The sequence below is a fragment of the Asticcacaulis sp. P4_H10 genome, from assembly GCF_056400965.1.
On sequence record NZ_JBFUKH010000014.1, the window covers coordinates 1 to 24553 of the forward strand.

Here is a 24553-nt window from a genome sequence, read left to right on the forward strand (position 1 = left end):
TCCGACATCGTCAGGAAAGTCCCCAAAGACCTTGGCGCTATCAGTTTCAGGAACAGGCAATGGCGCGTACCGAAAGCCTTCAGAGGAGAACACGTCGCTGTAAGGCCTACCGGACAGAACACCTATGACATCTGCTTCGGAGCGAAACGCATCGCGACTATTGACCTCACATCAACATAGGCTCACCAAATGTGTAACCTATGTCTCCGAACATGTGTCACCCATGTCTCCGGTCCGTATACCCATAAAAAGGGGAGGAGGGTTACGCCATCAAACCCACAAAACCAGCATTCAGCACTTTCGCTGCATCATCTGGCGCGATGCTGAGCAGCAGTCCGCGCTGGCCAGCATTGATATAGACCGTATCGAACAACTGTGCGGTTTCGTCGATCGCGGTCGGCACCATCTTCTTCTGCCCGAACGGCGAAATGCCGCCGACCTTGAACCCGGTCAGCCGTTCCGCATCCGGCACCTTCATCATATTCGCCGACTTGCCGCCGAAATGCGCGGCCAGCTTTTTCATGCTGACCTCTTGTGGTGACGGGACGACGACACACACCGGCTTGCCGTCCAGTTCCGACATCAGCGTCTTGAACGTCTGGTCCGGATCGATGCCGAGCGCTTCCGCCGCCTGAAGTCCGACGCGTGGCGCATCCGGATCGTAAGGGTACGGATGCAGGTCGAAAGCGATGCCGGCCTGGGTCAAAAAAAGGGTCGCGGGTGTGGTCTTGGACATAGCTCGCCTTTTAAGGTTATAACGCGGCCCAATTCAACTCGTGAGTCGTCATGGCCACCATCACTCTTATCGGACCCGGCGCCATCGGCCTGACCGTCGGCATGGCCTTACTCAGCGCCGGTCACGACGTCACTTTCGTCGCGCGTGAGCCGTTCGATATGCTGAGCGTGACCATGAGTGACGGCGAGGTCCGCCAGCGCCCAGTGCGCGTGGTGACGGCGGCCCAGACGCCGTCCGCAGACTGGGTGTTTCTGTGCCTCAAGGCGCATCAGGTGGCTTCGGCCGAGGAGGCGCTCAACCGCGCCATCCAGCCCGGCACGCGTATCGCCGTGCTGCAGAACGGCGTCGAGCACGTCGAAAACACGGCGCTCTATGTGCCCATAACGACGCTGATCCTGCCGGTCATGGTCGATATTCCGGCGTCGAAACTGGGCACTGGCCGGGCAGCCTGGCGGCGCAGCGCCAACATGGTGGTCGAGGATTCGATCGACGGCCAGGCCTTCCAGGCCTTGTTCAGCGGCACCTTTGTCGATGTGGCGCTGACGAACGACATGAAGACGCGTCTGTGGCGCAAGCTGCTGGTCAATGCCGGCGGCGGCGCCATTCTGTGCCTGAGCGGCAAGCCGATGAAGGTCTTTCACGAGCCGGGCATTATCGAGCTGGCGCGCGGTATCCTGCATGAATGCGTCGATGTCGGCCGGGCCGAGGGCGCGAAACTTACCGAAGAGATGGTCGAAGAACAGATCGACGCCTGGCTGGCGGCCGGGCCCGAAGAGACCAACTCGATGTACGACGACTTCATGGCCGGCCGGATGACCGAATGGAATGCCCGTAATGGCGTCGTGGTTCGCAAGGCGGAAAAGCACGGGATCTCGACGCCTATAAGCTGGGTATTGGTGCCGCTGCTGGCAGCGCAGAGCCGGGGTTAGCCCAGCGCTTTCCCCAAAAGTGTAAAGCGGTTTTGGGTTAGAAAGCGCGAAAAGCCAAGACCTAGCGGCAGTCGTTGAGGAATTCGGAGACCTCGGCTTCTGTGGTCGAGAAGCTGGTCACAAGGCGGTAGGCATCGTCGCCTTCGTTGGGCCACGCATAGAAGCGATGCCCCTTGGCGATCAGCCGGTCGGCCAGCGGCTTAGGCAGGGTAATGAACAGCTCATTGGCTTCGACCGGATGCAGCAGGCCGGCGACGTCTTTCAACCCGTCGCGAAGGGTTTGCGCCATCGCATTGGCGTGTGCGCCGAGCTTGAGCCACAGGCCGTCGTCGAGCAGGGCCTGCAACTGCGCCGAGACGTAGCGCGCCTTGGACGGCAGTTGCCCGCCGCGTTTGTGGATATAGGCAAAGTTCTCGATCAATGAAGCATTGAAGATAACGACGGCCTCGGCCAGCATGGCGCCGTTCTTGGTGCCGCCGAAGCTCAATATGTCGATACCTGCCTCGTGCGTTGCTTCCGCCGGATGACAGCCGAGATGAGCAATAGCGTTGGCGAAACGCGCCCCATCCATGTGCATGTAAAGGCCATGCGCCCTTGCGACGTCCGACAGAGCGCGGATTTCGGCCGGGCTGTAGACCGTTCCCAGCTCGGTCGCGTTGGTCAGGCTGATAGCGCGCGGCCGCGAGGTGTGCGGCGCATGTTCCAGCGTGCGCTCTACCAGGCTGCCTATACCGTCCGGCGTCAGCTTGCCGTGCACGCCGTCCAAAGCCACGATCTTGCCGCCGGTAAAGAACTCGGGCAGGCCGCATTCGTCGTTATTGATATGGCTTTGGCGGTGGGCAAGGATCGACTCGTAAGGCCGGATCATGGCGGCCAGGGCCAGGCCGTTGCACGCCGAACCATTGAACACCGGAAAGACGCGCAAGTCCTTGTGCCGGAAGGTCTCGCGCAAGGTGTCCTGAAGCCTGGCTGTCACAGGATCATTGCCATAGGCCGGCACGGCACCGTCATTGACGGCGCCCAGGGCAGCCATGACGGCAGGGTGGACCGGGGCGGTATTGTCGCTTGCGAAACTGGCCATGGATTTAGTTCGGAGTGGCGATCTTCATCAGGATGAGACCGGAAATGATGAGAGCCGCCGCCAGGACGCGGGTAAAGCCTAAGGGCTCACCCAGCACGGCGGCGCCGACGATAAAAGCGCCCACGGCGCCGATACCCGTCCAGATGACATAGGCCGTGCCCAGCGGCAAGGTGCGCATCGACAGCGACAGCAGCCCGAAGCTGGCGATCATGGCGACCAGGGTGACGATGCTTGGGGTGAGTTTGGTAAAGCCTTCCGACGACTTCATCGCGTAGGCCCAGACGATTTCCAGAAATCCGGCGCAGACAAGATAGATCCAGGCCATACGGCCCTCCTGAAGAGAACCGGGTCGTCCCGGGGAAACGTGCCCATAATGGGCCCCAAAAAAGGGGGAGGTCGTCCTCGCCGCCTGACATAGTCGGTCGGAGCAAAAATGCCAAGGCCGCGCCGCGCAAGCCCGTCGCGGTTTTTCATACAATTGTTCGAAATTTCTCGAAAAACGCCGTTCGTCAGGTTTGCGGCCGTGCAAAAAAGCGTTCGTAAAACAACGTTTGCATACCGCACTGTTAATAAATTCCCGCTTAAGGAGAATCCGGCAAAAAGATGCGGTGTGCCTTTGATGTCATGGCTTTCCGGTAAAAACAAAAAACGGAGAACGCTGATACTTCACCGCGAATGTAAACACTCCGCACAGAGCCATTTGCACTGTGCTTGATGCCCTTTAGCAAAGGCAGGATTTACCGACTCTTATATTTGTTATGATACACGATCGGGCATGAAGATTGTTTTCACGCGTCTGTTTGTCCTTGCTGTGTGCCTGTTTGCCGCGCCTGTCTGTGCCTTTGCGGCCGACCTGGTCGTCTCGGTGACGGATGCTGCGGGCAAGCCTGTGTCTTCGGCCGTCGTGACCTTCACACCGGCCGGCGGGGCAGCGGTGCCGGCTGGGCTCAAGACAGCCGTCTATACCCTGACGCAAAAGAGTCTGAAGTTCGCGCCTTACGTCCTGGCCGTGCCGGCCGGCGCTACCGTGAACTTTCCCAACCAGGACCGCGTCAACCACCACGTCTATTCCTTCTCCAAGGTCCAGCCCTTCCAGTTTCCACTGTACGGCCAGGGCAAGACCCGCACCATGAAGTTCGACCACGCCGGCACGGTCGCCGTGGCCTGTAATATTCATGACTCGATGAGCGCCTACATCCGCGTCATCGATACGCCCTATTTCGCCATGACGGATATATCCGGCCGCGTGACGCTTAAGGGCGTTCCGGATGCAGCCGGTACGCTGTCGGTGTGGCAACCCTTGATGGATGCACCGGAACATACGGTGTCGCGCGCTCTGAACGCGGGAAAGTCCCCTGCCCAAACCTTTTCGGTCAAGGTCAGGGACGGCGGTTTCCCCATAAGTGGAGCATATTAGGTCTTGCCTATGGCTTTTAAACGTTTGAGCACCAAGCTGGCGGTAATGTACGGAGGGCTGTTTTCCGCGGCCCTGCTGGTCATTGCCGTTGCCTGCTACCTGGCGGTCATTTCCTATGCGCGCGTATCGGTGCAAAAGGAACTACAGGCCAATGCCGAAGTCTTCAAGCGCATCTGGACGCTCAATTCCGAAGCCCTGCAGACCAATGCCGGGCTGCTGTCGCGCGATTTTGGCTTCAAGCAGGCCCTGGCGACCCATGACAAGGCGACTGTCGAATCGGCCTTCCTCAATCTTCAGGGCCGCCTGAACGCCGACGCCGGCGTGATCCTGGGCGCCGATGGCCAGCCCGTGGCCGGCGATCATTCCGCCCTGTCGCAGACCGTGACCTCAGCCCTTGCCGGGCGCGATGCCTGGCAGCCGGTCTCCGGCATTGTTGCCGTCGACAACCGTCCGTGGCAGGCCGTGGCCGCGCCCGTCATGGCGCCTGACCGCCTCGGCTGGGTCATCTTCGCCTCGCGCCTTGACGAGGCCGAAATGCGTGGGATGGAAACCCTGTCAGCGATTCCTATTCGTGCCGTTGTCATGACCCAGACGCGCGGCGGCCTGTGGCAGGGACCGCAGGAACAGACGCGTGACTTCAAGACTGACTCCTTAAGCTTCGTCATCGACCAGAGTCTGCAGACCAAGGCCGCCAGCATGGTCGACAGCGCCAAGGGCTCCTTGATCGCCGTGGCCACACCGCTGCCGTCGCTGGATGGCCGCCAGACCAGCGTCCTGCTGCTCACCTATCCGCTGGGCCATGCGCTCAAGGCGTATCAGCCGCTGCTGACCGTGCTGCTCGGTATCGGGACGCTGGGCCTGATTCTGGTCGTCGTCGCCAGTCTCTATCTGTCGCGGTCGCTGGTGCGGCCAATCCTGGCGCTCAAGGACGCTGCCTTCAACCTCAAGGCCGGCCGTTCAGGCCAGGTCCGCGTCGACAGCAGTGACGAAATGGCCGATCTGGCCCGCGCCTTCAACGCTATGGCGATCTCGATCGAAGACCGCGAGCGCGACATCACGCGCCTGGCCAAGACCGACGTGGCGACCGACCTGCCCAACCGTTCGGCCTTCGAAGACTACATTACCTCGGTGCGCGACCGCTCGGGCGAAAACGGCATGGTTGTCATCGCCATCGGTATCGAACGTTTTGCGCACATCCGCGCCGTCTGGGGCGTCGCCTATGCGCACACCCTGGTGTCGCGCCTGCAGTCGATCCTGGCCAGTATATTCGACCGCGCCTATATCTCGCGTCTGTCCGCAGACACGCTGGGCATGACCCTCAACCCGTGCGCCGCCGAACAGGCCCTGCCATTGGCCCGTGCCATCCAGGCGCGTCTGGCCAAGCGCATCAAGGTCACCGACGACCAGAGCCTCGACGTAAACGTCACGCTGGGCGTCTACCATATCGGCACGTCGCGCCCGACCGCGGACGAAATGATCGAACGTTCGCTGATCGCGTTGGACCAGGCACGCGCCTCGAAGTCGTCGATCGTCCTGTTCGACCCGCGGATTTATTCGGAGCTGGCCGATAACCTGCTCCTGACCGACCAGCTCTACGCTGCGCTTCAGCAGAAGCAGATGGAGGTCTGGTATCAGCCCAAGTTCTGCTACCGCAGCGGCCGCATCACCGCCGTCGAGGCCCTGGTGCGCTGGCAGCACCCGGAACGCGGCTTCGTCTCGCCGCAGCGTTTCGTGCGCATCGCCGAGGAAACCGGCTGTATCCGCGACCTGACGCTTCAGGTCTTGCAAACCTGCCTGTCGGACCAGTCGCGTCTGAAGGCCGTGGGCATCGAACTCGATATCTCGATCAACTATTCCGGCCGCCTCCTGAGCGACGAGCAGTTCAATGCCCGCACACTTGCGATGTGCGATGACGCCGTCGGCGGTATCTGCCTGGAAATCACCGAAACGGCGGTTATCGAAGACCCGACGATCGGTCTGGCGGCGATCAACACCTTCGTCAGCCACGGCCTGGAAATCTCGATCGACGATTTCGGCACGGGCCTGTCGTCGCTGAGCTACCTCAAGCAGATCCCGGCACACGAACTGAAGATCGACCGCGCCTTCATCATGGAAATCGAAAGCGGCCAGCGCGATGCGCTGCTGGTGCGCTCGTCGATCGACCTCGCCCACGGTCTGGGTATGAAGGTGACCGCCGAAGGCGTCGAAACCGCTGCCGCCTTCGGCCTGCTGCAGGCCATGGGCTGCGATATGGCCCAGGGCTACGGCATCGCCAAGCCGATGTCCTTCGACAAACTGGTGCCGTTTATCGAGGACTTCTCGCGCAAGGGCATCACTGCCGTCCTGCCGAGCCTGGTCGCGCCGCAGAAGGCTGCCAGCTAATATGAAGGCTTTTTGCCTGGCCATACTGCTGGGGCTGGGGGCGGCGGCCGGCGCGCAAGCCGAGACGCAACTGTTCGATCGTGAAAACATAGACCTCTGGGTCGATATCCGCGCCATCACCGCCGATGGTGAACGCGGCTGGCTGGACGGCGGTTTCGGTAAGCTGCGCTACGGTAATGACAGCCGCCTTGCCGTTGCACAGGCCGCCCTTGTGTGGAAGCCGCGCCTTGGCGACACCGTCACGGGCTACATGGTCGCGCAATATACGCCGGACGCCGTGAACCTATTTGGTGTCGAAGAAGCCTTTATCAAATGGAAGCCCGTACCGGTTTCCGATCTGAAATATTCGGTGCGGATCGGCCAGATGTTTCCGCCGGTCTCCATGGAACACGACGGCGCCGGCTGGTCTGTGTCGCGGACGCTGACGCCGTCAGCGGCCAATAGCTGGATCGGCGAGGAGGTCCTGGTCGATGGCATCGAAGGTTCGGTGCAAAAGACCGTTAGAGGCCATGTGCTCGGTCTGACCGGGGCGCTCTTCACCGGCAATGACACGTCGGGCACCATCCTGACCTGGCGCGGCTGGGCAATGCACGACATGGCTTCCAACCGCGACAGCCGCCTGCCACTGGCCAAGGGACAAAAGGGCTGGGCGCAGATTTTCGATGATGGCATGCAGGCGCCGTTCACTGATATTTCGGCTGAGATCGACAGTAATACCGGCGAATATGTCCGGCTGGATTGGCGGCCGCCGGCGCCGGTCGCCGTCAATTTGGAGTACTACGCCAATGACGCCGACCCGGAAGCGATGCGCCACGACCAGTGGGGCTGGGATACGCGCTTCTGGAATCTGGGCGTGCAGGCGCGGCCAGTCGGCAATGTCGAAGTTCTGGGCCAATACATGAGCGGCACGTCGGTCATGGGTTGGCGCAGGTCTGACGGCTGGGCCTTTGACGTCGCATTCGACACGGCTTATGTGCTGGCGACGCGCGTGTTGCGTAATGGCGCCAGACTGACGGGCCGGGCGGACTACTTCGCCGTCAAGGACCGGTCGTGGCGCAACAAGGACGACAATACCGAAAAGGGCTATGCGGCAACCGTCGCCTATATGCGCCCGCTCAATGCCCATCTCGATCTGGCGGTCGAAGCACTGCACGTTGTCAGCAACCGCCCGTCGCGCAGCTATCAGTCGCTGGCGCCGCGCCAGGCGCAGACCCAGGTGCAACTTGCGCTCAAGGTCAGGCTTTAGGCGGGCCGTCCATTAATTCCAATTCCAGCCGGTCGAGCCCTTCGTCGGTGCCGCGCCGACGTTCGTCGCGATCCTCATGCCCGTCGAGATAGGCCAACTGCTCCGTCAGGATTAGCCGCGTGCCATCGCCGTCCTGATGGAATTCGACTGTCACCAGCGAGGCCGACAGTGACCTGTCATTGGCCGCCATGGCGTAGGCGAAAATGATGCGCGCATCCGGCACGATCTCGAGAAACGTCTTGTCGACCGTCATGCGTATGCCGTCGGCAAGCGTGGCGCGGTACAACTCCTGGCCTCCCGGCCGGAAGTCGAGACTGTATTCGGTCGTCCCCATCTCGGCGTGGCAGTCTGACCAGCGTTGCTTGGCGTCCGGATCGGCCCAGGCGTGGAAGACCCGCGCGGGCGATGCCTTGAAGTGGCGGTCGAGCACGAAATCGGTGTGGCTGGCGGATCGCTGCATTTACGCATCTCCTTCGAGGAATTTTTCCAGGCGGTCGAACGACTGGTTCCAGCGCGCCTTGCGGTCGGCGACCCACGCCTCAAGCCCGCCGAAGGCATTGGTAGCCATTGAATAGGTCCGGGTCCGGCCGATCTTTTCGGAGCGGATCAGCCCGCCGTCTTCGAGTATGGCCAGGTGTTTGAGCGCCGAGGGCAGGGCGATGCCCAGCCGCTGCGCCAGGTCGGACATCGAGGCCGGCCCGCCGCTCAGGTGGTCGATCATGGCGCGCCGGTTGCCATCGGCCAGGGCCGTGAACATCCGGTCCATGCTGTGAGATGACGACACTTCAGACCGCATCGCCATCCTCCGGCCGGTATTGCGCCGGCAGGGCGTGGCGCAGTGGATAGTACTGGAAGAAGGGCAAGGCCTCTTTGATCGTGCGCGCCACCGACGGCCGGGCCATCAGCCGTTCGAAATAGGTGCTGAGGCGCGTGTGCTCCGCCGCGAACGGTTCGATGGTCGCAGCGTAGAAAAGCGATGCCGCCGCGGCGCAGTCGGCCAGGGTGAAGACCTCGCCCGCAGCCCAGCTCCGCGCGCCGATCCTTGTATCGATCAGGGCGTAGGCGGATGCGAGCGAGCGCCGGGCGTTTTCGAGTTCGCGGGCATCACGCTCAGCCTCAGGGCGCAGGTGCTGGGCGACGAAGCGCTGCATCGGGTCCATGACGTAGGTGTCGAACACCCGGTCCCACAACCGCACTTCCAGCTGCGCGTCCGGCGTGCCCGGCAGCATGAGGGCCTGGCCTCGATGTTTGTGGTCGAGATATTCGATCATGATCGAGGTCTCGGGCACGACCCGGCCGTCGTCTTCCAGCAGGGGTATCTTCGCCGTCGGCCACAAGGCTTCGAAGGCTGCCCGGGCATCAGGATTGCCCAGATTTACCATGCGCGCCTCGAACGGGATGCCCTTTTCATAGAGTGCGATCAGGACCTTCCAGCAATAGGCGGCCAGGGGATGAGAGTGCAGGATCAACGACATGGCGGCCTCAATAGTTTCCGTATTGGCTAAGTATCAAAGTGTCCCAAAGGCGGCAACAGAAAACTTTCCAATTTGGCTAAGTTTTTGCGGCCGGGCAATTGCCACAACAGCGGCGACAATTTTGCTAGTTGATAATAATTCTCATTGTTATACTTCGCCGTGGATGCTAATGGGCGGACATGTCGCGCTTTCAGCTTTCTCCCAACTTCTGGCGCATCCAACTGCGTCAATGGCATTGGATCAGTTCGGCCATCTGTATGGCGGGCCTGCTGCTGTTCGCGGTGACGGGTTACACGCTCAACCATGCCGCCGATTTTGAAGCGCAGCCCAAGACGGTCCGCGTCGAGAAGGTATTGGGCGCTTCAGCCTTGAAGGCGCTGGAACGCGCGAAGGACAAGTCGCCCCTGCCGGGCGTGGTCGTGGCAGCGGTCAAGGCTGAGACCGGCGCGGATATCGCCAAGCGGCCAGCCGACGTCTCCGAGGACGAGATATTCGTCGACCTGGCCGGACCGGGCGTCGGATCATCCGTCACCATCATCCCTGAAACCGGCGAACTGATCTATGAGCGCACGACGCGCGGTACGGTTGCCGTGCTCAATGACCTGCACAAGGGCCGTCATACTGGCCTCGTCTGGTCGTGGTTCATCGACATTATTGCCGTCGCCTGTGTGGTCTTTTCGCTCACGGGCCTTGGCCTGCTCTGGGTCTATTCCAAGAACCGCGCCATCACCTGGCCGCTGATCGCGGGCGGCATCGCGCTCCCGCTTATCCTATTCCTCCTGTTCGTACATACTTGAATTTGCCGCGCAATTTTCCGGAAACCGGATTCCACTTTCCGGATTGCGCTTTAAAGGACTGCACAATGGCATCGAAATCCCTGATGTGGGGCGGCAGCGCCCTGATCCTTACCGCAGCGCCCGTAGTGGCGCAGGCCGGTCAACTGGCCGTCGAGCTGACTATTCCACAACAAAAGGTCGCCGAGTATCACAAGCCCTATATCGCCGGCTGGCTGGAAGACGCCAGTGGCAAGGCCGTTAAGACCGTGTTCGTCTGGTATGACGTCAAGAAGCGCGAAAATGCTGGCCAGAAGTGGCTGCCGGATGTGCGGACCTGGTGGCGCAAGGCTGGCCGTGAAATGACCTTGCCGGTCGATGGCGTCACGGGCGCCACGCGCGCGCCGGGCCGCCAGACCCTGACGGTCGACAGCGTGGCTTTGAAAGGGCTGTCCGCCGGCCAGTACAACTTCGTTGTCGAAGCCGCCCGCGAGAGCGGTGGCCGCGACCTGGTCCGCGTTCCTGTCGCCTATAATCCCGCCAAGGCCGTGACGGCCCAAGGCAAGGGCGAGGGCGAGCTGGGGGCGGTATCATTCGCCTACAAGCCATAATGGCAAAATAATGCAAATCATTCGCAAGAATCTTGTTGCGAATGATTTGCACGAGTGCTAACCCAACCGCAACAACGACAGGTCGCCGATTGCCGGCCTGTCACAAGAACCGGGCACACAGATGATGACCAAGGGGCTGAATTTCAAAAGGTTGCGCATGGCATGCGGCATGGCCGCGCTGGCGATCGCCGCCTTCGCGCCGATGAGCGCCGAGGCGCACCGCCAGTGGCTCAAGCCGTCGGCCGCCCAGGTCGAAGGCAAGGCGCCTTGGGTGACGGTCGATGCTGCCAGCTCCGAAGGCATTTTCGACTTCGACCACATGCCTGTTCGCCTTGATGGCCTGGCTATCACCGGGCCCGACGGCCAGCCTGTCGAAGCCCAGAACAAGTGGACCGGCAAGATGCGCTCGGCCTTCGATGTCGAGCTGAAGACGCCCGGCACCTACCGCATCGCCGTCGTCAGCGGCGCGGTCATGGGCAGCTATACGCTGAACGGTGAAACCAAGCGTTTCCGCGGTACCGAAGCTGATTATCAAAGCCAGGTGCCACAGGGCGCGGCAGATGTCCGCATTTCGCGCAACTTTAGCCGCATCGAGACCTTCGCCTCGGCGGGCAAGCCGAACGACGCTGTCCTTCAGCCGTCGGGCAAGGGGCTCGAGGTCGTGCCGCTCACCCACCCCAGCGAGCTGTTCGTCGGGGAGGCCGCCAGGTTTCGTTTCCTGCTCGATGGCAAGCCGTTGGGGGGCCTCAGCGTCACTGTCATTCCCGATGGCGGCCGTTTCCGCAACGGGCTGAAGGAAATCGTCGCCACGACCGATGCGGCCGGTGAAGTCTCCGTCACCTGGGAACTGGCCGGTTTTCACCTGCTGACCGCCAGCTATCCGCCGCGCCGCCAGGGTGGGCCGGGTGAAGGCCAGGGCCAGGCTGGTCCGGCTGGACCGCCGGACATGCCCGTAGTCCGCTATTCCTATACGGCAAGCTTCGAGGTCATGCCGAACTAACAATGCGCAGCCCGCCGCGCATCCCGGCGGGCTGTTTTCTGATCTATCGGTGCAAATGATACCTATTCGCAGCTGAGGGGGCATCCTTGGCATGCTTCCTCCCCAGGGCGCCCGAGTGGCGCCCCCATGCAACCCAAGGACTAAGACTATGAGCCATATCCGCAGCCGCAAGCACGCGGTTACTCCCTACCTCGCCGCGCTGGCCGCACTGGCTGTGGCCGTGCCCGCCGCCGCCGTCGCTAATGACGTCGCCCATGACGAGGAAGAAACCGTCATCCACGGCCAGCGCGAAGGCTATCGCGCCACCGAGGTTTCGTCGCCGAAGAAGACCCAACCCCTGCTCGACACGCCGCAGACCATGAGCGTCATCGGCCGCCAACTGCTCGACGAACAGAACGCTTTTTCGCTGACGGATGCCCTGCGCAACACGCCAGGCATCACCATGCAGCTGGGTGAAAACGGCAATACCGCCTCGGGCGACACCTTCCAGATGCGCGGCTTCTCGACCCAGACCTCGCTGTTCCTCGACGGCATCCGCGACCTGGGCGCCATCAGTCGCGACGTCTTCAATGTCGAACAGGTGGAAGTCGCCAAAGGCCCGGCAGGCGCCGACATCGGCCGCGGTGCGTCATCGGGCTATATCAACCTGGTGTCCAAGCTGCCGAACCTGTCGGGTGGCACAACCGCTGTCGTCAGCGCCTTCAGCGAAGGCGGCGCGCGCGCCACGGTCGACTCCAACATTCGCCTCAGCGGCTCCAGCGCCTTCCGCCTGAACCTGATGACACAGGACGTCGATGCGCCGGGCCGTTCGTATGTCAAGAATTCCGGCTATGGCGTAGCCCCGTCCTTCGCCGTCGGCCTTGGCACCGACACGACCTTTTACGTCTTCGGCCAGTACCTTAAGCAGGACAATGTCCCCGATGGCGGCCTGCCGTCGATTGGCCTCAAGGGATTCTATAATGCCACTTCCGCCCTGGCGGCGGGGCCGAAGGTCGATCGCGAGAACTACTATGGCAGCCCGAACGACTATGAAGACGTCGAGGCCGTCATGCTGTCGGGCAAGATCGTCCACCATTTCCGCAGCGGCGGTACGCTGACCAATACCTCGCGTTACGGCAAGACGACGATGGACCGCATCCTGACGGGTATCAATGCGCTCAACCCCGCAAACACGGGCGTGATCCTGGCGAACCCATCGACCTGGACCGTCGCCCGCACCCGCCAGCGCGTCGATCAGGAAAACACCATCCTGTTCAACCAGACGAACTACAGCTTCGCCATCGAGTCAGGTAGTGTACAGCACGATCTGTCCGTCGGTTTTGAAGTGGGTCACGAGGGCCAGAGGAACCTGACCTATGTTACGCCGACCACCGGCACGCCCCCCGTTGCCGTGACTATTCCGGCAGCGAACCTGTACGCTCCCAACGTCAACGACGTCCTGCCGACACCGGTTCACAACGGCGTCTATACAGACGGCGAGGGCACCACCCTGGCGGCCTATATCTTCGACACGGTCAAAATCGGGGAGCAATGGCGCGTCAATGGCGGTATCCGCCTCGACAGCTATACCATCGAAACCGTGGGTGCTTCGCTGTCGACCGCGATTACCCATCCGTCTCTGCCCGTTGGCACGCTGGTACCGAACACGCCGGTTGAAGGTGACGGCACGCTCGTCAGCTGGAACCTGGGCGTGATCTACAAGCCGACGCCGGCCTCAAGCCTCTATGTTGCCTATGGCAACGCGCTGACGCCTCCGGGTGGCACGAACTTCTCGCAAAGCGGCACGGCCTCCAGCGCCGCCAATCCGATCTTCGACCCGCAGGAAACGGCCAGCTTCGAAGCCGGCGGTAAATGGGACGTCAGTCGTCGCCTGTCCCTGACCGCTGCCTATTACAACACGGTCGCCAGGAACGAACTGACCCAGGAAGAGCCCGTCGGTTCGGGCCTCTACGTTCAGGTCGGCGAGCGCAAGGTCTCGGGCTTCGAGTTCAGCGCCACCGGCATCATCATCCCCAACTGGCAGATTTCGGCCGGCATCCAGACGATGAAAACCGAGATCGAAGAGGGCACGACGGGCAACAATTCGGCCGGTGCTTCCACCCGCTGGTCGCCCGAGCTGACCGGCACCTTCTGGACCAGCTACAAGTTCACACAGAAGTTCAGCGCCGGCATCGGTGGGCAGTACGTCGGCGAACAGAAGCGCGTCATCGACCCGGCGGCCAACCCGGCGGCGCAGAACATGCCAAACATCGACGGCTACTTCGTCGCCAACGCCATGGCAACCTATGACCTGACCAACCGCGTCGCCCTGCAGCTCAACGTCAACAACCTGTTCGACGAAGACTATGTCAGCACGCTCAACAACTCAGGCGCCCGCCTGGTCCTGGGCGCGCCGCGCACCGCGACCCTGACGGCGCGCATCCGCTACTAGTTCGGAACACGGTTCCGGTCAGAGTGGCCCCGGTTTCGCACCGGGGTCTTTTCATATATGGAGTGCGCATCATGATGCTCCACATCCCTCAACTTCTAACCGCTGAAGAGCTGGCCTCCGTGAACGCCGGACTGGCGTCCGCGCCGTGGCGTGACGGCGGCATGACCGCCGGCGCGCAGGCCAGCAAGCTCAAGACAGCCGAGCAACTGCCTTATGAAGCCCCGGCCAATCTACGTTTGAGTGCTGTCGTGGCAACGGCCCTGAAGCGCCATCCCATGTTCCAGTCGGCAGCCCTGCCGAAGACGATCCTGCCCCCGCGCTTCAACCGCTATTCCGGTGGCGGCGCCTTCGGCAACCATGTCGATAGCGCGGTGCATCTCGACCCATCGACCGGTTTGAGCGTTCGCACCGACATATCGACGACGGTCTTTCTCACGGCTCCCGAAGACTACGATGGCGGGGAACTGATCATCGAGGACACCTATGGCGCCCACGAGGTCAAGCTGCCGGCCGGCGACGCCATTCTTTATCCTTCGACCTCGCTGCATCGCGTCGAACCGGTGACGCGCGGCATGCGGACGGTGTCAGTGCTGTGGACGCAGAGCATGGTACGTGACGGCGTGCGCCGCCAGATGCTGTTCGACCTGGACATGACGATCCTCAGGCTGAGGGCGCGCCTGGGCGATTCGGAAGAGGTGGTGGGGCTAACCAGTCACTATCACAACCTGATACGGCAGTGGGCCGAGTTATGACACGGCTCTAGGCACCGAAAAGCCGTAAGGCCCAGTGATGATGGTGGGGTCTTACGGCTTTTGGCTAGGATCTGGTCGTTAGAAACAAGACCACTATAACCGCTTGCGCCTAAGGAACGGATCGGGTTTCTGGCGCTTCGTCTAAGGAAGCTGTAAAAGAGCTCCGGGCGATGTGTGCGACAACGGGGACAAGTGGAATGACTGACGACCGAACGGGTGAGACGGCAACGCGTGGCCGCTGGCTGATGCTGTTCATGCTGTTTGTCGTCTACGCCGTCAACTTTCTCGACCGGCAGATACTGAGCATCCTGAAAGAACCGATTGCCGCCGAACTGGGCTTGAATGACGAACAGTTGGGCCTGATGGGTGGGCTGGCCTTCGCGCTGCTTTATACCACGCTGGCTGTCCCTGCCGCCTGGCTGGCCGACCGGACATCACGCGTCTGGATCATTACAGGCGCGCTGACCCTGTGGTCGGGCTTTACGGCCCTGTGCGGCCTGGCGACAAACTTCTGGCAGCTGTTCGCGGCGCGCATGGGGGTAGGGGTTGGTGAGGCGGGCGGTGTGGCGCCTGCCTACAGCCTGATCGCTGACTATTTTCCGCCACGCCTGCGCGCCCGGGCCATGGCCATCTTCTCGTTCGGCATACCTGTCGGCAGCGCCTGCGGTGTCCTTGCCGGTGGCCTCCTGGCCGCGCATGTCGACTGGCGCTGGGCATTTTTCGCCATGGGCGCCGGCGGGCTGCTGCTAGCCCCTCTGTTCCGCCTGGTGGTAAAGGAACCGGTTCGCACCCGACCGGATGCCGCGGCGTCGGAATCGATGCGATTCGGCGCGGTCGTCCGTCTGGCGGCTTCGAAATCGTCCTTCTGGCTGATGTCCCTGGGTACGGCCTGCGCTTCGATGGTGGGCTATGGCATCATGTACTGGATGCCGACCTTTCTCGCCCGATCGCTGGGCATGGATCTGGTCAGCCGGTCGTGGCTGTTTGCCGGCATTTTGCTGATCGGCGGCGTAGTGGGCATGACCCTGGGCGGCCTCCTCGCTGACCGCCTGGGCGCAAAGCACAAATCTGCCTATGCGCTGGTTCCGGCTGTGGCCTTCCTGGCTTCGGCGGCGCTCTATCTGTTGGGGGTAATGGCGCAGACGCCGGTACAGGCTTTTCTGCTATTCCTGGCGCCGCAGGCTCTCGGGCTTGTCTGGCTGGGGCCGGTTGTAGCGGCCGTGCAACACCTCGGGCCGGCGTCGTCACGCAGCCTGATGTCGTCGCTGTTCCTGCTCGTCAACAACCTGATCGGTATTGCGCTGGGGACCTACGCCTTTGGCAAGCTGTCGGAGCTTCTGAAGCCGCATTACGGCGCCGAATCGATTCGGTACGCATTTCTGTACGCGCTGAGCTTTTACGTAGTGGCGGCGGGGCTGCTGATTCTGGCGGCTGGGCGGCTGAAGCAGGACTGGGTCGAGGAGTAGGGAGTTTTATCGTCTTCGTTCGAGCCCATTCTACGCAACTTGGAACGAGGGTGGGATTGGCTTCTCTGCGCTTCGCCGAACCCGCATTTTTGCTTTTACCGTGGGTTCTAGTCCCACCCCGAGGGGGCGGGTGTATATAAATGAATGGCGGAGAGGGTGGGATTCGAACCCACGGTAGGCTTGCACCTACGCCGCATTTCGAGTGCGGTACATTCGACCACTCTGCCACCTCTCCGTATTCAGGGGCTCCGGCCATTTCTGGCTTCGGTCAGCGGCCGGTAAGGGCCGTGGGTCGTCAGGAGGCGTGTTCCTACTCATAGGATTCGGAATTCGCAAGCCTTTTATCGGTACTTATAGGATTTTTATTCGCCTGTTGCGGCGCGGGATGGCTTTTTTACCTCGGAACACGGCCTAAATGCGGCGATGTAGAGGCATCGACGTAAGGCGTGGCTTTCAGGTGTCAGTCACAACCAAACGGTACTAAATGCGCACAAATTTAACCAAACGCGCAATTCGGTGCTATGCAAAATGGCTTCGTAAAGTTATGAAAGCCTGTTCTTTATGTATCAGCCAGGGTATCGGCTGGTCGATTGATGGCCAAGAGAGGGCAAGAAGATGAAACTCAATCTGCTAGCGGGCGCTGCGCTCGCTGCACTGGCGGTTGCGACTGGCGCATCCGCTGAACAAGCTAACGGGTGGTACGGCGCACTTGATGCCGGCCTCAACTCGATGGGTGACTACAAGGCACGCTCGGCCAACAACATGGTCGATGGCGGTCCTTTCGTTTATGACATTTCGACGGAAGATACCTGGGCCGGCTTCGCTCGCCTCGGCTATCGCTACAGCCCGAACTGGCGCGTTGAATTCGAAGGCGGCTACCGTCCTGGCGACGTCGACACCGCAATCGGCTTCCCACGTACCTATCCGGGTCTCGCCGGCACGCGCGATACCGCTCTCTGCACGCCGACGGTGATCCGTACGGCTTCGACGGAATGCGGCGGTCCGGAAGGTTCGCTGACGCAAACAAGCCTGTTCGTCAACCTGATCTATGACATCCTGCCGGAATCGACCTTCCACCCGTTCGTCGGCGTGGGCGTTGGTCTGAACCAGGTTAAGGCAAAGATGATTGGTCAATATTCGACCAACCCGGCTGGCCGCGTTGATCACCTGACCATCGAAGGCACCGACACGGTTCCGGCCGTGCAGCTGCTGGCTGGTCTGGCGTGGGAACTGTCGGAGCGTCTGAGCCTCGACCTGACCTATCGTTACGCTGCCTCGGAAAAGGCCTCGTTCGACTCAATCTCGTCCTATCCGGTCGCGTCGGTTCCGGGCACCAGCGGTGGCTGGAACCCGGGTGAATTCGAAGGCAAGCTGAACGATCAGACTCTGTCGGTCGGCCTGCGTTGGGCCTTCGGCCAGGAAGCTGCGCCTCCGCCGCCGCCTCCTCCTCCTCCGCCCCCACCGCCTCCTCCTCCTCCGCCGCCCCCTCCGCCGCCTCCTCCGCCGCCTCCGGCGTATGAAGCGCGCGAATTCACGGTCTACTTCGAATTCGACAAGTCGGACCTGACTGCTGACGCGCAAGCCGTTGTTTCGGCAGCCGCTGACTACGCTAAGGCCGGCAATGCCGCCCGTATCGTCGTCGTCGGCCACACCGACACCTCGGGCTCCGCGGCCTACAACATCCGCCTGTCGGAACGTCGCGCCAAGACTGTCGCTGACGCCCTGGCTGGCCTGGGTGTTGACGCCACGAAGCTGGCCGTTGACTGGAAGGGTGAAGCTGAGCCTGCGGTCGCTACCGGCGACGGCGTGAAGGAACCGCTGAACCGTCGTTCGACGATCGACATCACGTTCTAATCGAACGCTGTCATGCTAAAACTGAAGCCCGGTCTGGAAACAGGCCGGGCTTTTGTTTTGCAAAACGGTGCTGACGATATCTTTCGCGCTGCAATATAAAGTGACGTAATCACGGTCTTTTTTGTTTTCTTCTCGGAAGCAATCCACACTTCATGCGCTTCAGATTCATTGCAATGGAAACCATATATATGGGAAAAGGCCTTTATATCTGCATACATATGGTGGTTTATCGCCCGTTGAGCGAATTGAAATGTGGCAAAATGCGACCGTTTTCTTGCCAGATTGTGTGGCAATAAGGCAGCAACGGCCTGTTTATCGGCGCAAAGTCACAAAAGCTTCGCACTTTTCGCTCAAAAAGTGACCGAAAACCTACTAAGGGATTAACAACTTAATCCACGGACATTTGAAACGAGTTGCGCCCCCGAGTCGCAGTCTCAAACGCTTGTGCGCTGCGGTAGGTTTAGTGTGCTTTGAACCTGGAGAGGGGATACTCCCGAATGAATACCTTCCTTAAATATTGCGCCGCGGCTTCGGTGTTGGCGCTTATGTCGGCCGGAGCTGTGTACGCTCAGGAAACGACCGGTGGCATCAAGGGTTATGTGACGAACGAACAGGGCGCTCCGGTAGCCGGCGCGACCGTCACCGTCACCCACCTGTCGACCGGCAGCACCGTCACTACGACGACGGACTCGACCGGCTACTACGTTGTCGATCAACTGCGCGTCGGCGGCCCTTACCAGGTCACGATCAGCTCCACCGGCGTCGAAGCCGCACCGACCGAAGTGGGCTATGTCAACATCGGCGAACCCACCGAAGCCAATATCAACGCCACAACGGCGTCTTCCACCCAGGAAGTCGTGATCCGCGGCAACCGCCGCGAAGTCGTTGCCGGTCGTACCAAGATCAGCACCGAGCAGCTCCAGACCTTCCCGACGCTGAACCGCGACATCCGCGATTACGCGCTGAAGTCGCCGACAGCCTATATGGACCCGACGAACGCGAACGCGCTCAGCCTGGGGGGCATGAGCAACCGCTCGAACGCAATCCTGGTGGATGGTGTCCGTCAGGGCGACGACTTCGGTCTGAACGCCAACGGCATGCCGACACAGCGTTCCATGGTGTCTCCGGACGGCATCGAATCGGTCAACGTCGATATCGCCCCCTATGATGTCGTGTACTCCTTCTTCCAGGGCGGCGTCGTCAACCTGGTCACCAAGTCGGGCACCAACCAGTTCCACGGTGGCGCCTTCTACGAATACACCAATGACGACCTGCGCGGCGATGTCTTCGTGTCGCGCAACACGGCCGGCCAGATGGTCACGACCAGCGTTCCGCGCACCGTCGACGAAAAGACCTGGGGCGCCAACTTCTCGGGCCCGATCGTAAAGGACAAGCTGTTCTTCTTCGGCCTCTATGAAAAGTACGAAAGCGGCGCGGCCGTTGAATTCGGCCCAGATGGCTCTACAGCTCCGCGTCCGATCGTTGGCGTGTCGCAGGCGAATGTTGATCGTATCACCAACATCCTGAAGACGAAGTACAAGTTCGATCCGCTCGGCTGGCAAGGTGGCAATGCTCCGATCCTCGACGAGAAGATCCAGCTGAAGTTCGACTGGCAGGTCAACGACGATCACCGCGCTGTTCTGGCCTACACGGACACCAAGAGCAGCCGCGTCAGTGACGTCGGCAATTCGCAGTCCGCCACGGTCGGCCAACTGGGCCTGATGTCGAAGTGGTATACCCTTCAGTCGAACATGAAGGTCTATAAGGGCCAGCTGATTTCGCGCTGGAACGACCAACTGTCGACCGAAGTGAACTTCTCGCGCAAGGAAGTCATCAACATCTCGAACCCGTTCGGTGGCTCGGACTTTGCTGAATTCCGCGTCTATATCAATCCGGGCGCGAACAACAGCGTTGGCGGCCCCAGCGTCTGGGCTGGTCCGGACTTCTCGCGTCAAGCTAACGAGCTGACCAACGACGTCGATCACCTCGACTTCAAGGCAAAGTATCGTACCGGCAAGCACACCCTGTCGTTTGGCGCCGAATATGAAAGCGTCGACGTCTTCAACCTGTTCGTTCAGGCAGCTAATGGTTCCTACGTCTTCCGGACCATTGACGACCTGGAAGCCGGTAAGGCAGCGTCTGTGACCTACCGTAGCGCTGCGACCAACAACAAGGACGATGGCGGCGCCAAGTTCAACTATACAACGACGACCCTGTATGCTCAGGATCAATGGCGCGTCACTCCGCGCCTGACGGTCACGGGCGGTCTGCGCTACGATGCCTATGCTTCGAGTGATCTGCCGAAGTACAACCCGGCCTTTGAAGCACGTTATGGTTTCACTAATGCCAAGGGCCTCGACGGTCTGAGCGTCTGGCAGCCACGCGTCAGCTTCAACTGGCGTCCGTCGATCGACGACACCCTGACCGTCTACGGCGGTATCGGCAAGTTCCAGGGCGGCAGCGCCAATGTGTGGATTTCGAACTCCTACACCAACACGGGTAACCTGCTGGGTAACGTCACCTGCTCGCGTAACTTCGGCACCAATGTCACCGCCTGCGGTGGTGTCACGACTGCCGGAGCTTTGGATAACATCGATGGCTTCAACGTCTCGACGACTTTGAAGAACCTGAACACGGCGTCGGCCAACACCGGTGTCGGCGACAGCAACGCCCTGGCTCCTGATTTCGAAGTTCCGGCGGTATGGAAGGCGTCTTTGGGTGCGACTAAGCTTGTTGACCTCGGCAGCCTTGGCAGCGACTATCGCTTGACGGTCGAATACACCCACGCCCAGTTCGACTCGCAAGTTTACTGGCGCGACCTCTATCAGGAAAAGGCCTACTCCGGCACTGCGCCTGATGGCCGTCCCGTGTTCTTCGGCAAGGTGGATGGTGTCAACCGCGCCAACCGTTCCGACATCGTCCTGTACACCACTGACGTCGGCAAGTCCGATACCTTTACCATCGCTGCCAGCAAGGCCTGGCGCGACGGTTGGGCACAAGGCCTGAGCATCGATGCCAGCATCGCGCTCAATGACGCGACGGAAGCCAACCCGCTCGGCAGCTCGACAGCTTTGTCGAACTTCCGTGGCGTGTATACGACCGATCCGCGCGTGCCGATCGAAGCGACTTCGAAGTTCCAGATCGATCGTATCACCAAGGGTACGATCAGCTATGAGCGCAAGTTCTTCGGCGACAACGCGACCCGTATCACGCTGTATGGACAAAGCCGTAGCGGGCCGCGCTTCTCGTATGCCTTCCAGGACGTGACCTCGTCCTTTACGGGTTCGACCAACGGTGCCTCGGTCGGTATGTTCGGCGAGCAAAATGCGACTGCCGCGTTTAACCGCCAACTGCTTTACGTGCCGAAAACCGATGCCAACGGCAACGTCACGCGTACGTCGGACTCGATCGTGACCTACGCCGCGGCCTTCAACGTGGATACGTTCAATACGTTCCTGCAGGACTCTGGCCTGATCAAGTATGCCGGTGGTGTTGCGCCGCGTAACGCCTTCAAGGCTCAGGAAAATTTCCTGTTTAACCTGCACCTCGAGCAGGAGGTTCCGGCCTTCTTCCCGAGCAAGTCGAAACTGCTCGTGTATCTTGATGTTCAGAACATCTCCAACGCGATCAACGACGAATGGGGCGTATACACGAAGTACAACTTCGACGAACGCACGGTTGTAAGCGCCCGTAACTGCCAGCAGCCGGCGCTGACCGCCAACAACCAGACCTGCGTCGCTGGCGCAGGCAACTACTACCAGTACGACGCTTTCAACCTGGGCAACGACTTCGACGACTTCAACACGTCGGTCTATCAGGTCAAGGTGGGCGTGCGTTACCGCTTCTAAACCTTACGGTTTGAGGGCTAAGATAGCGGCCTCCGGAGTGATCCGGGGGCCGTTTCTTTTGCGCAAAAACATAGTCAAAACAATCCGGCCTGTGGTAAGAGCAGGCGAACGTGAAGCCCATAAGTCGACGAGGCTTCGTCAACCTCCAGGAAGTGACATGACACGATTGGTTCCCGCCGAATGGGAAGCGCACAAGGCCATGTGGCTCGGCTTTCCAAGCCACGAAATCCTCTGGCAGGAAGATCTGATCCCGGCCCAGGCTGAGGTCGCGGCCCTGGCGCGCGTGCTGGCCGAAATGGGTGATGAACACGTCAAGCTGATGGTCATGGGCGAAGACGCCCATAAGGCGGCACAGAGCCTGCTGGGCGACGTCGAACGCGTCGAAATTGTCGATGGCCGCTTCGGCGACATCTGGTTCCGTGACACCGGTCCCGTCTACGTCGCCGACGATCCCGATGAGGACGACCTGCACCAGGCCAAGCCGATTGGTTTCCGCAACAACGGCTGGGGCGGCAAGTATTCGCTGCCGCACGACGACGAGGTTTCGGCCCAAATCGGTGCGTCCGACGGCATCAAAGGCGAGCTTCAGGACTTTATCCTCGAAGGCGGCGCCATCGATCACGACGGCCACGGTACTATTCTTACGACACGTCAGTGCCTGCTCAACCCCAACCGCAATCCTGGCTGGACCGAGGAAAAGGCCGAAGCCGCGCTGAAGGCGGCTTTGGGCGCGCGTAAGGTCATCTGGCTGGGTGACGGCATGCTCAACGACCACACCGATGGCCACGTCGACAATCTGGCGCGCTTCGTGGCGCCGGGTGTCGTGGCCTGTCCGGTGGCGTTCGGCCGCGACGATCCCAATGCCGATGTCTATGACAACACCGCGCGCCTGCTGGCCAGCCAGACCGATGCGCGCGGCCAGAGCCTTCAGGTCGTGCGTATTCCGTCGCCAGGCAAGGTGACGGATGAAGATGGCGAGATTATCCCCGCCTCGCACATGAATTTCCTGATCGCCAATGACTGCGTCGTCGTGCCGATCTACAAGGAGCGGCCGGGCGAACTGGCGGTCGAGGCGCTGCAAAGCCTGTTCCCTGAACGCCAGGTCGTCGGCCTGTCGTCCAAGGCCATCCTGACCGGCGGTGGCAGCTTTCACTGCATCAGCCAGCAAGTGCCTTTGATCAAGGCTTGAGAATCTTCAAGCCGTTCCCATCTGCGAACAGCTAATTTATTTCTGGAGTACCTGCCATGACCCGCACGGTGAAGGTCGCAGCGCTGCAAACCGCCTACGGTCCGGACATGGACGCCAATATCGCCAAAACCGAAGCGCTGGTTCGCGATGCGGCGGCGCAGGGCGCGCAGGTCATTCTGCCGTCGGAGCTGTTCCAGGGCGAATATTTCTGCGTCAGCCAGGAAGAGAAGTGGTTCGCCACCGCCTATCCGTGGCGCACGCATCCGGCGGTCCTGGCCATGCAGAAGCTGGCCAAGGAACTGGACGTCGTCATTCCGACCTCGATCTATGAGTCGGAGGGGCCGCACTATTTCAACAGCCTGGTCGTCATTGACGCCGGCGGCGAGCTGCTCGGCGTCTATCGTAAGAGCCACATTCCAGACGGTCCCGGCTATCAGGAAAAGTACTATTTCCGCCCCGGCGATACCGGCTTCAAAGTGTGGGACACGAAATACGCCCGCATCGGCGTCGGCATCTGCTGGGACCAATGGTATCCGGAAGCCGCGCGCGCCATGGCGCTGCTGGGTGCTGAAATCCTGTTCTACCCGACCGCCATTGGCTCGGAGCCGCACGACGATTCGCTCGATACCGCCGCGCCCTGGCAGCGCGTCATGCAGGGCCACGCGGTCGCCAATGTCATCCCCGTCGTGGCGTCGAATCGTATCGGCACCGAAAGCCTGATCTCACCGCAGAACGGCTGCGGCCAGACCTTTTACGGTCATAGCTTCATCGCCAACCATCGTGGCGACAAGGTCCAGGAATATGGCGCGAAGGAAGAGGGCATCCTGGTCGCGGAATTCGACCTCGATTACCTGAAGACGCACCGTGCCGCCTGGGGCTTCTTCCGCGACCGCCGGCCGGAGTTTTACGCGCCGCTGAGCAATCCGCGCCCGGCGTAAAGCCTTAAGGGCTTAAACGAACCGCGCGATGACCATACAGATCAGGCAGACGCCCAGAAGGCCCGATGCGACGCGGTGCGCGCCGGCGGCGGTTTTGCGTGCCTTGGCGTCGCTGTTTTTGAGCTTACGCAGGTTCGGCGCGACCAGGACAATCTGCGTTATGGCGGCCAGCAGGGCCAGGCCCGCGCCGGCCGCCAGAGTCTGCTCATAGGTACCGAACCCACCCGCGTGGAGTTGGCTCCACAAAAACCCACCTGTCAGCACCACAATGACAATGCCTGCCAACTGCCACGGAAAGAGCACTTCCGCCATCTGCCCGCCGCTTCGGCCGAGGGTGCCAGACGATCCCATCCAGAACACCGCCGATAATACGTGCAGAATCAGGGCTATAATGATGAGGATTTGCATGGCGCTCTCTTTTGCGG

General features: G+C 61.1%; 21 protein-coding genes, 1 tRNA gene and 1 pseudogene. 15 read left to right on the forward strand and 8 right to left on the reverse strand.

What is annotated here, in order from left to right; translation table 11 throughout:
• Positions 1-180, forward strand: a pseudogene (locus AC1DON_RS21435) (IS481 family transposase); the annotation flags it as partial.
• A gap of 82 nt (positions 181-262) precedes the next feature.
• On the opposite strand, the gene ybaK reads toward AC1DON_RS21435, so the two are convergent.
• Positions 263-736 (reverse strand): Cys-tRNA(Pro) deacylase, encoded by a 474-nt coding sequence (gene ybaK, locus AC1DON_RS21440; RefSeq protein WP_476936869.1) that lies wholly within the window; start codon positions 734-736, stop codon positions 263-265.
• Between the two features lie 50 nt (positions 737-786).
• Between ybaK and AC1DON_RS21445 the strand changes: the two genes are divergently transcribed.
• Positions 787-1665, forward strand: a complete 879-nt coding sequence (locus tag AC1DON_RS21445) for a 2-dehydropantoate 2-reductase (RefSeq protein ID WP_476936870.1) — start codon at positions 787-789, stop codon at positions 1663-1665.
• 61 nt (positions 1666-1726) lie between these two features.
• Here the strand turns inward: AC1DON_RS21445 and AC1DON_RS21450 are convergent, their stop codons facing one another.
• Entirely contained in the window at positions 1727-2746 is a 1020-nt protein-coding gene (locus tag AC1DON_RS21450) for a threonine aldolase family protein (RefSeq protein WP_476936871.1), read from the reverse strand.
• Between the two features lie 4 nt (positions 2747-2750).
• A complete protein-coding gene (locus tag AC1DON_RS21455; protein WP_476936872.1) occupies positions 2751-3071 on the reverse strand; it encodes a DMT family transporter in 321 nt (106 codons plus the stop codon).
• A 450-nt stretch (positions 3072-3521) separates the two neighbouring features.
• On the opposite strand from AC1DON_RS21455, the gene AC1DON_RS21460 reads away from it, so the two are divergent.
• The 3 genes from AC1DON_RS21460 to AC1DON_RS21470 are packed head-to-tail and all read left to right on the forward strand — an operon-like array spanning position 3522 to position 7791.
• Entirely contained in the window at positions 3522-4163 is a 642-nt protein-coding gene (locus AC1DON_RS21460; protein ID WP_476936873.1) for a cupredoxin domain-containing protein, read from the forward strand.
• A 9-nt stretch (positions 4164-4172) separates the two neighbouring features.
• Complete coding sequence (locus tag AC1DON_RS21465; protein ID WP_476936874.1) at positions 4173-6545, forward strand: putative bifunctional diguanylate cyclase/phosphodiesterase; 2373 nt, start codon at positions 4173-4175, stop codon at positions 6543-6545.
• 1 nt (position 6546) lies between these two features.
• Positions 6547-7791 (forward strand): hypothetical protein, encoded by a 1245-nt coding sequence (locus tag AC1DON_RS21470; RefSeq protein WP_476936875.1) that lies wholly within the window; start codon positions 6547-6549, stop codon positions 7789-7791.
• On the opposite strand, the gene AC1DON_RS21475 is transcribed toward AC1DON_RS21470, so the two are convergent.
• The 3 genes from AC1DON_RS21475 to AC1DON_RS21485 are packed head-to-tail and all read right to left on the reverse strand — an operon-like array spanning position 7781 to position 9266.
• On the reverse strand, positions 7781-8251 hold the full coding sequence (locus tag AC1DON_RS21475) for an SRPBCC family protein (RefSeq protein ID WP_476936876.1): 471 nt from the start codon (positions 8249-8251) through the stop codon (positions 7781-7783). The genes AC1DON_RS21470 and AC1DON_RS21475 overlap by 11 nt on opposite strands.
• On the reverse strand, positions 8252-8587 hold the full coding sequence (locus tag AC1DON_RS21480) for an ArsR/SmtB family transcription factor (RefSeq protein ID WP_476936877.1): 336 nt from the start codon (positions 8585-8587) through the stop codon (positions 8252-8254).
• Entirely contained in the window at positions 8577-9266 is a 690-nt protein-coding gene (locus AC1DON_RS21485; protein ID WP_476936878.1) for a glutathione S-transferase family protein, read from the reverse strand. The genes AC1DON_RS21480 and AC1DON_RS21485 overlap by 11 nt, the downstream gene beginning before the upstream one ends.
• 179 nt (positions 9267-9445) lie before the next feature.
• Between AC1DON_RS21485 and AC1DON_RS21490 the strand changes: the two genes are divergently transcribed.
• The 6 genes from AC1DON_RS21490 (at position 9446) to AC1DON_RS21515 (ending at position 16299) form a co-directional block, all read left to right on the forward strand.
• Positions 9446-10063 carry a PepSY-associated TM helix domain-containing protein gene (locus AC1DON_RS21490; RefSeq protein WP_476936879.1) on the forward strand — a complete coding sequence of 206 codons (618 nt, stop codon included), beginning with the start codon at positions 9446-9448 and terminating at the stop codon, positions 10061-10063.
• 65 nt (positions 10064-10128) lie between these two features.
• Positions 10129-10650: a DUF2271 domain-containing protein gene (locus AC1DON_RS21495; protein ID WP_476936880.1), complete on the forward strand. Its 522-nt coding sequence runs from the start codon at positions 10129-10131 to the stop codon at positions 10648-10650.
• A gap of 169 nt (positions 10651-10819) precedes the next feature.
• On the forward strand, positions 10820-11650 hold the full coding sequence (locus tag AC1DON_RS21500; protein ID WP_476936881.1) for a DUF4198 domain-containing protein: 831 nt from the start codon (positions 10820-10822) through the stop codon (positions 11648-11650).
• Positions 11651-11798: 148 nt separating this feature from the next.
• Positions 11799-14081 (forward strand): catecholate siderophore receptor Fiu, encoded by a 2283-nt coding sequence (locus tag AC1DON_RS21505; RefSeq protein ID WP_476936882.1) that lies wholly within the window; start codon positions 11799-11801, stop codon positions 14079-14081.
• Positions 14082-14152: 71 nt separating this feature from the next.
• On the forward strand, positions 14153-14833 hold the full coding sequence (locus AC1DON_RS21510) for a Fe2+-dependent dioxygenase (protein ID WP_476936883.1): 681 nt from the start codon (positions 14153-14155) through the stop codon (positions 14831-14833).
• A gap of 197 nt (positions 14834-15030) precedes the next feature.
• Entirely contained in the window at positions 15031-16299 is a 1269-nt protein-coding gene (locus tag AC1DON_RS21515; RefSeq protein ID WP_476936884.1) for a spinster family MFS transporter, read from the forward strand.
• Positions 16300-16444: 145 nt separating this feature from the next.
• Here AC1DON_RS21515 and AC1DON_RS21520 read toward each other — a convergent pair.
• Positions 16445-16534: transfer RNA gene (locus AC1DON_RS21520), tRNA-Ser, on the reverse strand.
• Positions 16535-16914: 380 nt separating this feature from the next.
• Here AC1DON_RS21520 and AC1DON_RS21525 point away from each other — a divergent pair.
• The 4 genes from AC1DON_RS21525 (at position 16915) to aguB (ending at position 24128) form a co-directional block, all read left to right on the forward strand.
• Positions 16915-18153, forward strand: coding sequence for an OmpA family protein (locus AC1DON_RS21525; RefSeq protein WP_476936885.1), 1239 nt, complete (start codon positions 16915-16917; stop codon positions 18151-18153).
• A 497-nt stretch (positions 18154-18650) separates the two neighbouring features.
• Entirely contained in the window at positions 18651-22001 is a 3351-nt protein-coding gene (locus tag AC1DON_RS21530) for a TonB-dependent receptor (protein WP_476936886.1), read from the forward strand.
• Between the two features lie 157 nt (positions 22002-22158).
• Entirely contained in the window at positions 22159-23190 is a 1032-nt protein-coding gene (locus AC1DON_RS21535; protein WP_476936887.1) for an agmatine deiminase family protein, read from the forward strand.
• Between the two features lie 56 nt (positions 23191-23246).
• Positions 23247-24128: an N-carbamoylputrescine amidase gene (gene aguB, locus AC1DON_RS21540; protein ID WP_476936888.1), complete on the forward strand. Its 882-nt coding sequence runs from the start codon at positions 23247-23249 to the stop codon at positions 24126-24128.
• Between the two features lie 12 nt (positions 24129-24140).
• Here aguB and AC1DON_RS21545 read toward each other — a convergent pair whose 3' ends face one another.
• Positions 24141-24536, reverse strand: coding sequence for a hypothetical protein (locus tag AC1DON_RS21545; RefSeq protein WP_476936889.1), 396 nt, complete (start codon positions 24534-24536; stop codon positions 24141-24143).
• Positions 24537-24553 lie beyond the last annotated feature (17 nt).

Excerpts from the sequence above, each read along its gene's own strand:
- ybaK (WP_476936869.1), bottom strand. The coding sequence starts at position 736 with ATGTCCAAGACCACACCCGCGACCCTTTTTTTGACCCAGGCCGGCATC.
- AC1DON_RS21445 (WP_476936870.1), top strand. The coding sequence starts at position 787 with ATGGCCACCATCACTCTTATCGGACCCGGCGCCATCGGCCTGACCGTC.
- AC1DON_RS21450 (WP_476936871.1), bottom strand. The coding sequence starts at position 2,746 with ATGGCCAGTTTCGCAAGCGACAATACCGCCCCGGTCCACCCTGCCGTC.
- AC1DON_RS21455 (WP_476936872.1), bottom strand. The coding sequence starts at position 3,071 with ATGGCCTGGATCTATCTTGTCTGCGCCGGATTTCTGGAAATCGTCTGG.
- AC1DON_RS21460 (WP_476936873.1), top strand. The coding sequence starts at position 3,522 with ATGAAGATTGTTTTCACGCGTCTGTTTGTCCTTGCTGTGTGCCTGTTT.
- AC1DON_RS21465 (WP_476936874.1), top strand. The coding sequence starts at position 4,173 with ATGGCTTTTAAACGTTTGAGCACCAAGCTGGCGGTAATGTACGGAGGG.
- AC1DON_RS21470 (WP_476936875.1), top strand. The coding sequence starts at position 6,547 with ATGAAGGCTTTTTGCCTGGCCATACTGCTGGGGCTGGGGGCGGCGGCC.
- AC1DON_RS21475 (WP_476936876.1), bottom strand. The coding sequence starts at position 8,251 with ATGCAGCGATCCGCCAGCCACACCGATTTCGTGCTCGACCGCCACTTC.
- AC1DON_RS21480 (WP_476936877.1), bottom strand. The coding sequence starts at position 8,587 with ATGCGGTCTGAAGTGTCGTCATCTCACAGCATGGACCGGATGTTCACG.
- AC1DON_RS21485 (WP_476936878.1), bottom strand. The coding sequence starts at position 9,266 with ATGTCGTTGATCCTGCACTCTCATCCCCTGGCCGCCTATTGCTGGAAG.
- AC1DON_RS21490 (WP_476936879.1), top strand. The coding sequence starts at position 9,446 with ATGTCGCGCTTTCAGCTTTCTCCCAACTTCTGGCGCATCCAACTGCGT.
- AC1DON_RS21495 (WP_476936880.1), top strand. The coding sequence starts at position 10,129 with ATGGCATCGAAATCCCTGATGTGGGGCGGCAGCGCCCTGATCCTTACC.
- AC1DON_RS21500 (WP_476936881.1), top strand. The coding sequence starts at position 10,820 with ATGGCCGCGCTGGCGATCGCCGCCTTCGCGCCGATGAGCGCCGAGGCG.
- AC1DON_RS21505 (WP_476936882.1), top strand. The coding sequence starts at position 11,799 with ATGAGCCATATCCGCAGCCGCAAGCACGCGGTTACTCCCTACCTCGCC.
- AC1DON_RS21510 (WP_476936883.1), top strand. The coding sequence starts at position 14,153 with ATGATGCTCCACATCCCTCAACTTCTAACCGCTGAAGAGCTGGCCTCC.
- AC1DON_RS21515 (WP_476936884.1), top strand. The coding sequence starts at position 15,031 with ATGACTGACGACCGAACGGGTGAGACGGCAACGCGTGGCCGCTGGCTG.
- AC1DON_RS21525 (WP_476936885.1), top strand. The coding sequence starts at position 16,915 with ATGAAACTCAATCTGCTAGCGGGCGCTGCGCTCGCTGCACTGGCGGTT.
- AC1DON_RS21530 (WP_476936886.1), top strand. The coding sequence starts at position 18,651 with ATGAATACCTTCCTTAAATATTGCGCCGCGGCTTCGGTGTTGGCGCTT.
- AC1DON_RS21535 (WP_476936887.1), top strand. The coding sequence starts at position 22,159 with ATGACACGATTGGTTCCCGCCGAATGGGAAGCGCACAAGGCCATGTGG.
- aguB (WP_476936888.1), top strand. The coding sequence starts at position 23,247 with ATGACCCGCACGGTGAAGGTCGCAGCGCTGCAAACCGCCTACGGTCCG.
- AC1DON_RS21545 (WP_476936889.1), bottom strand. The coding sequence starts at position 24,536 with ATGCAAATCCTCATCATTATAGCCCTGATTCTGCACGTATTATCGGCG.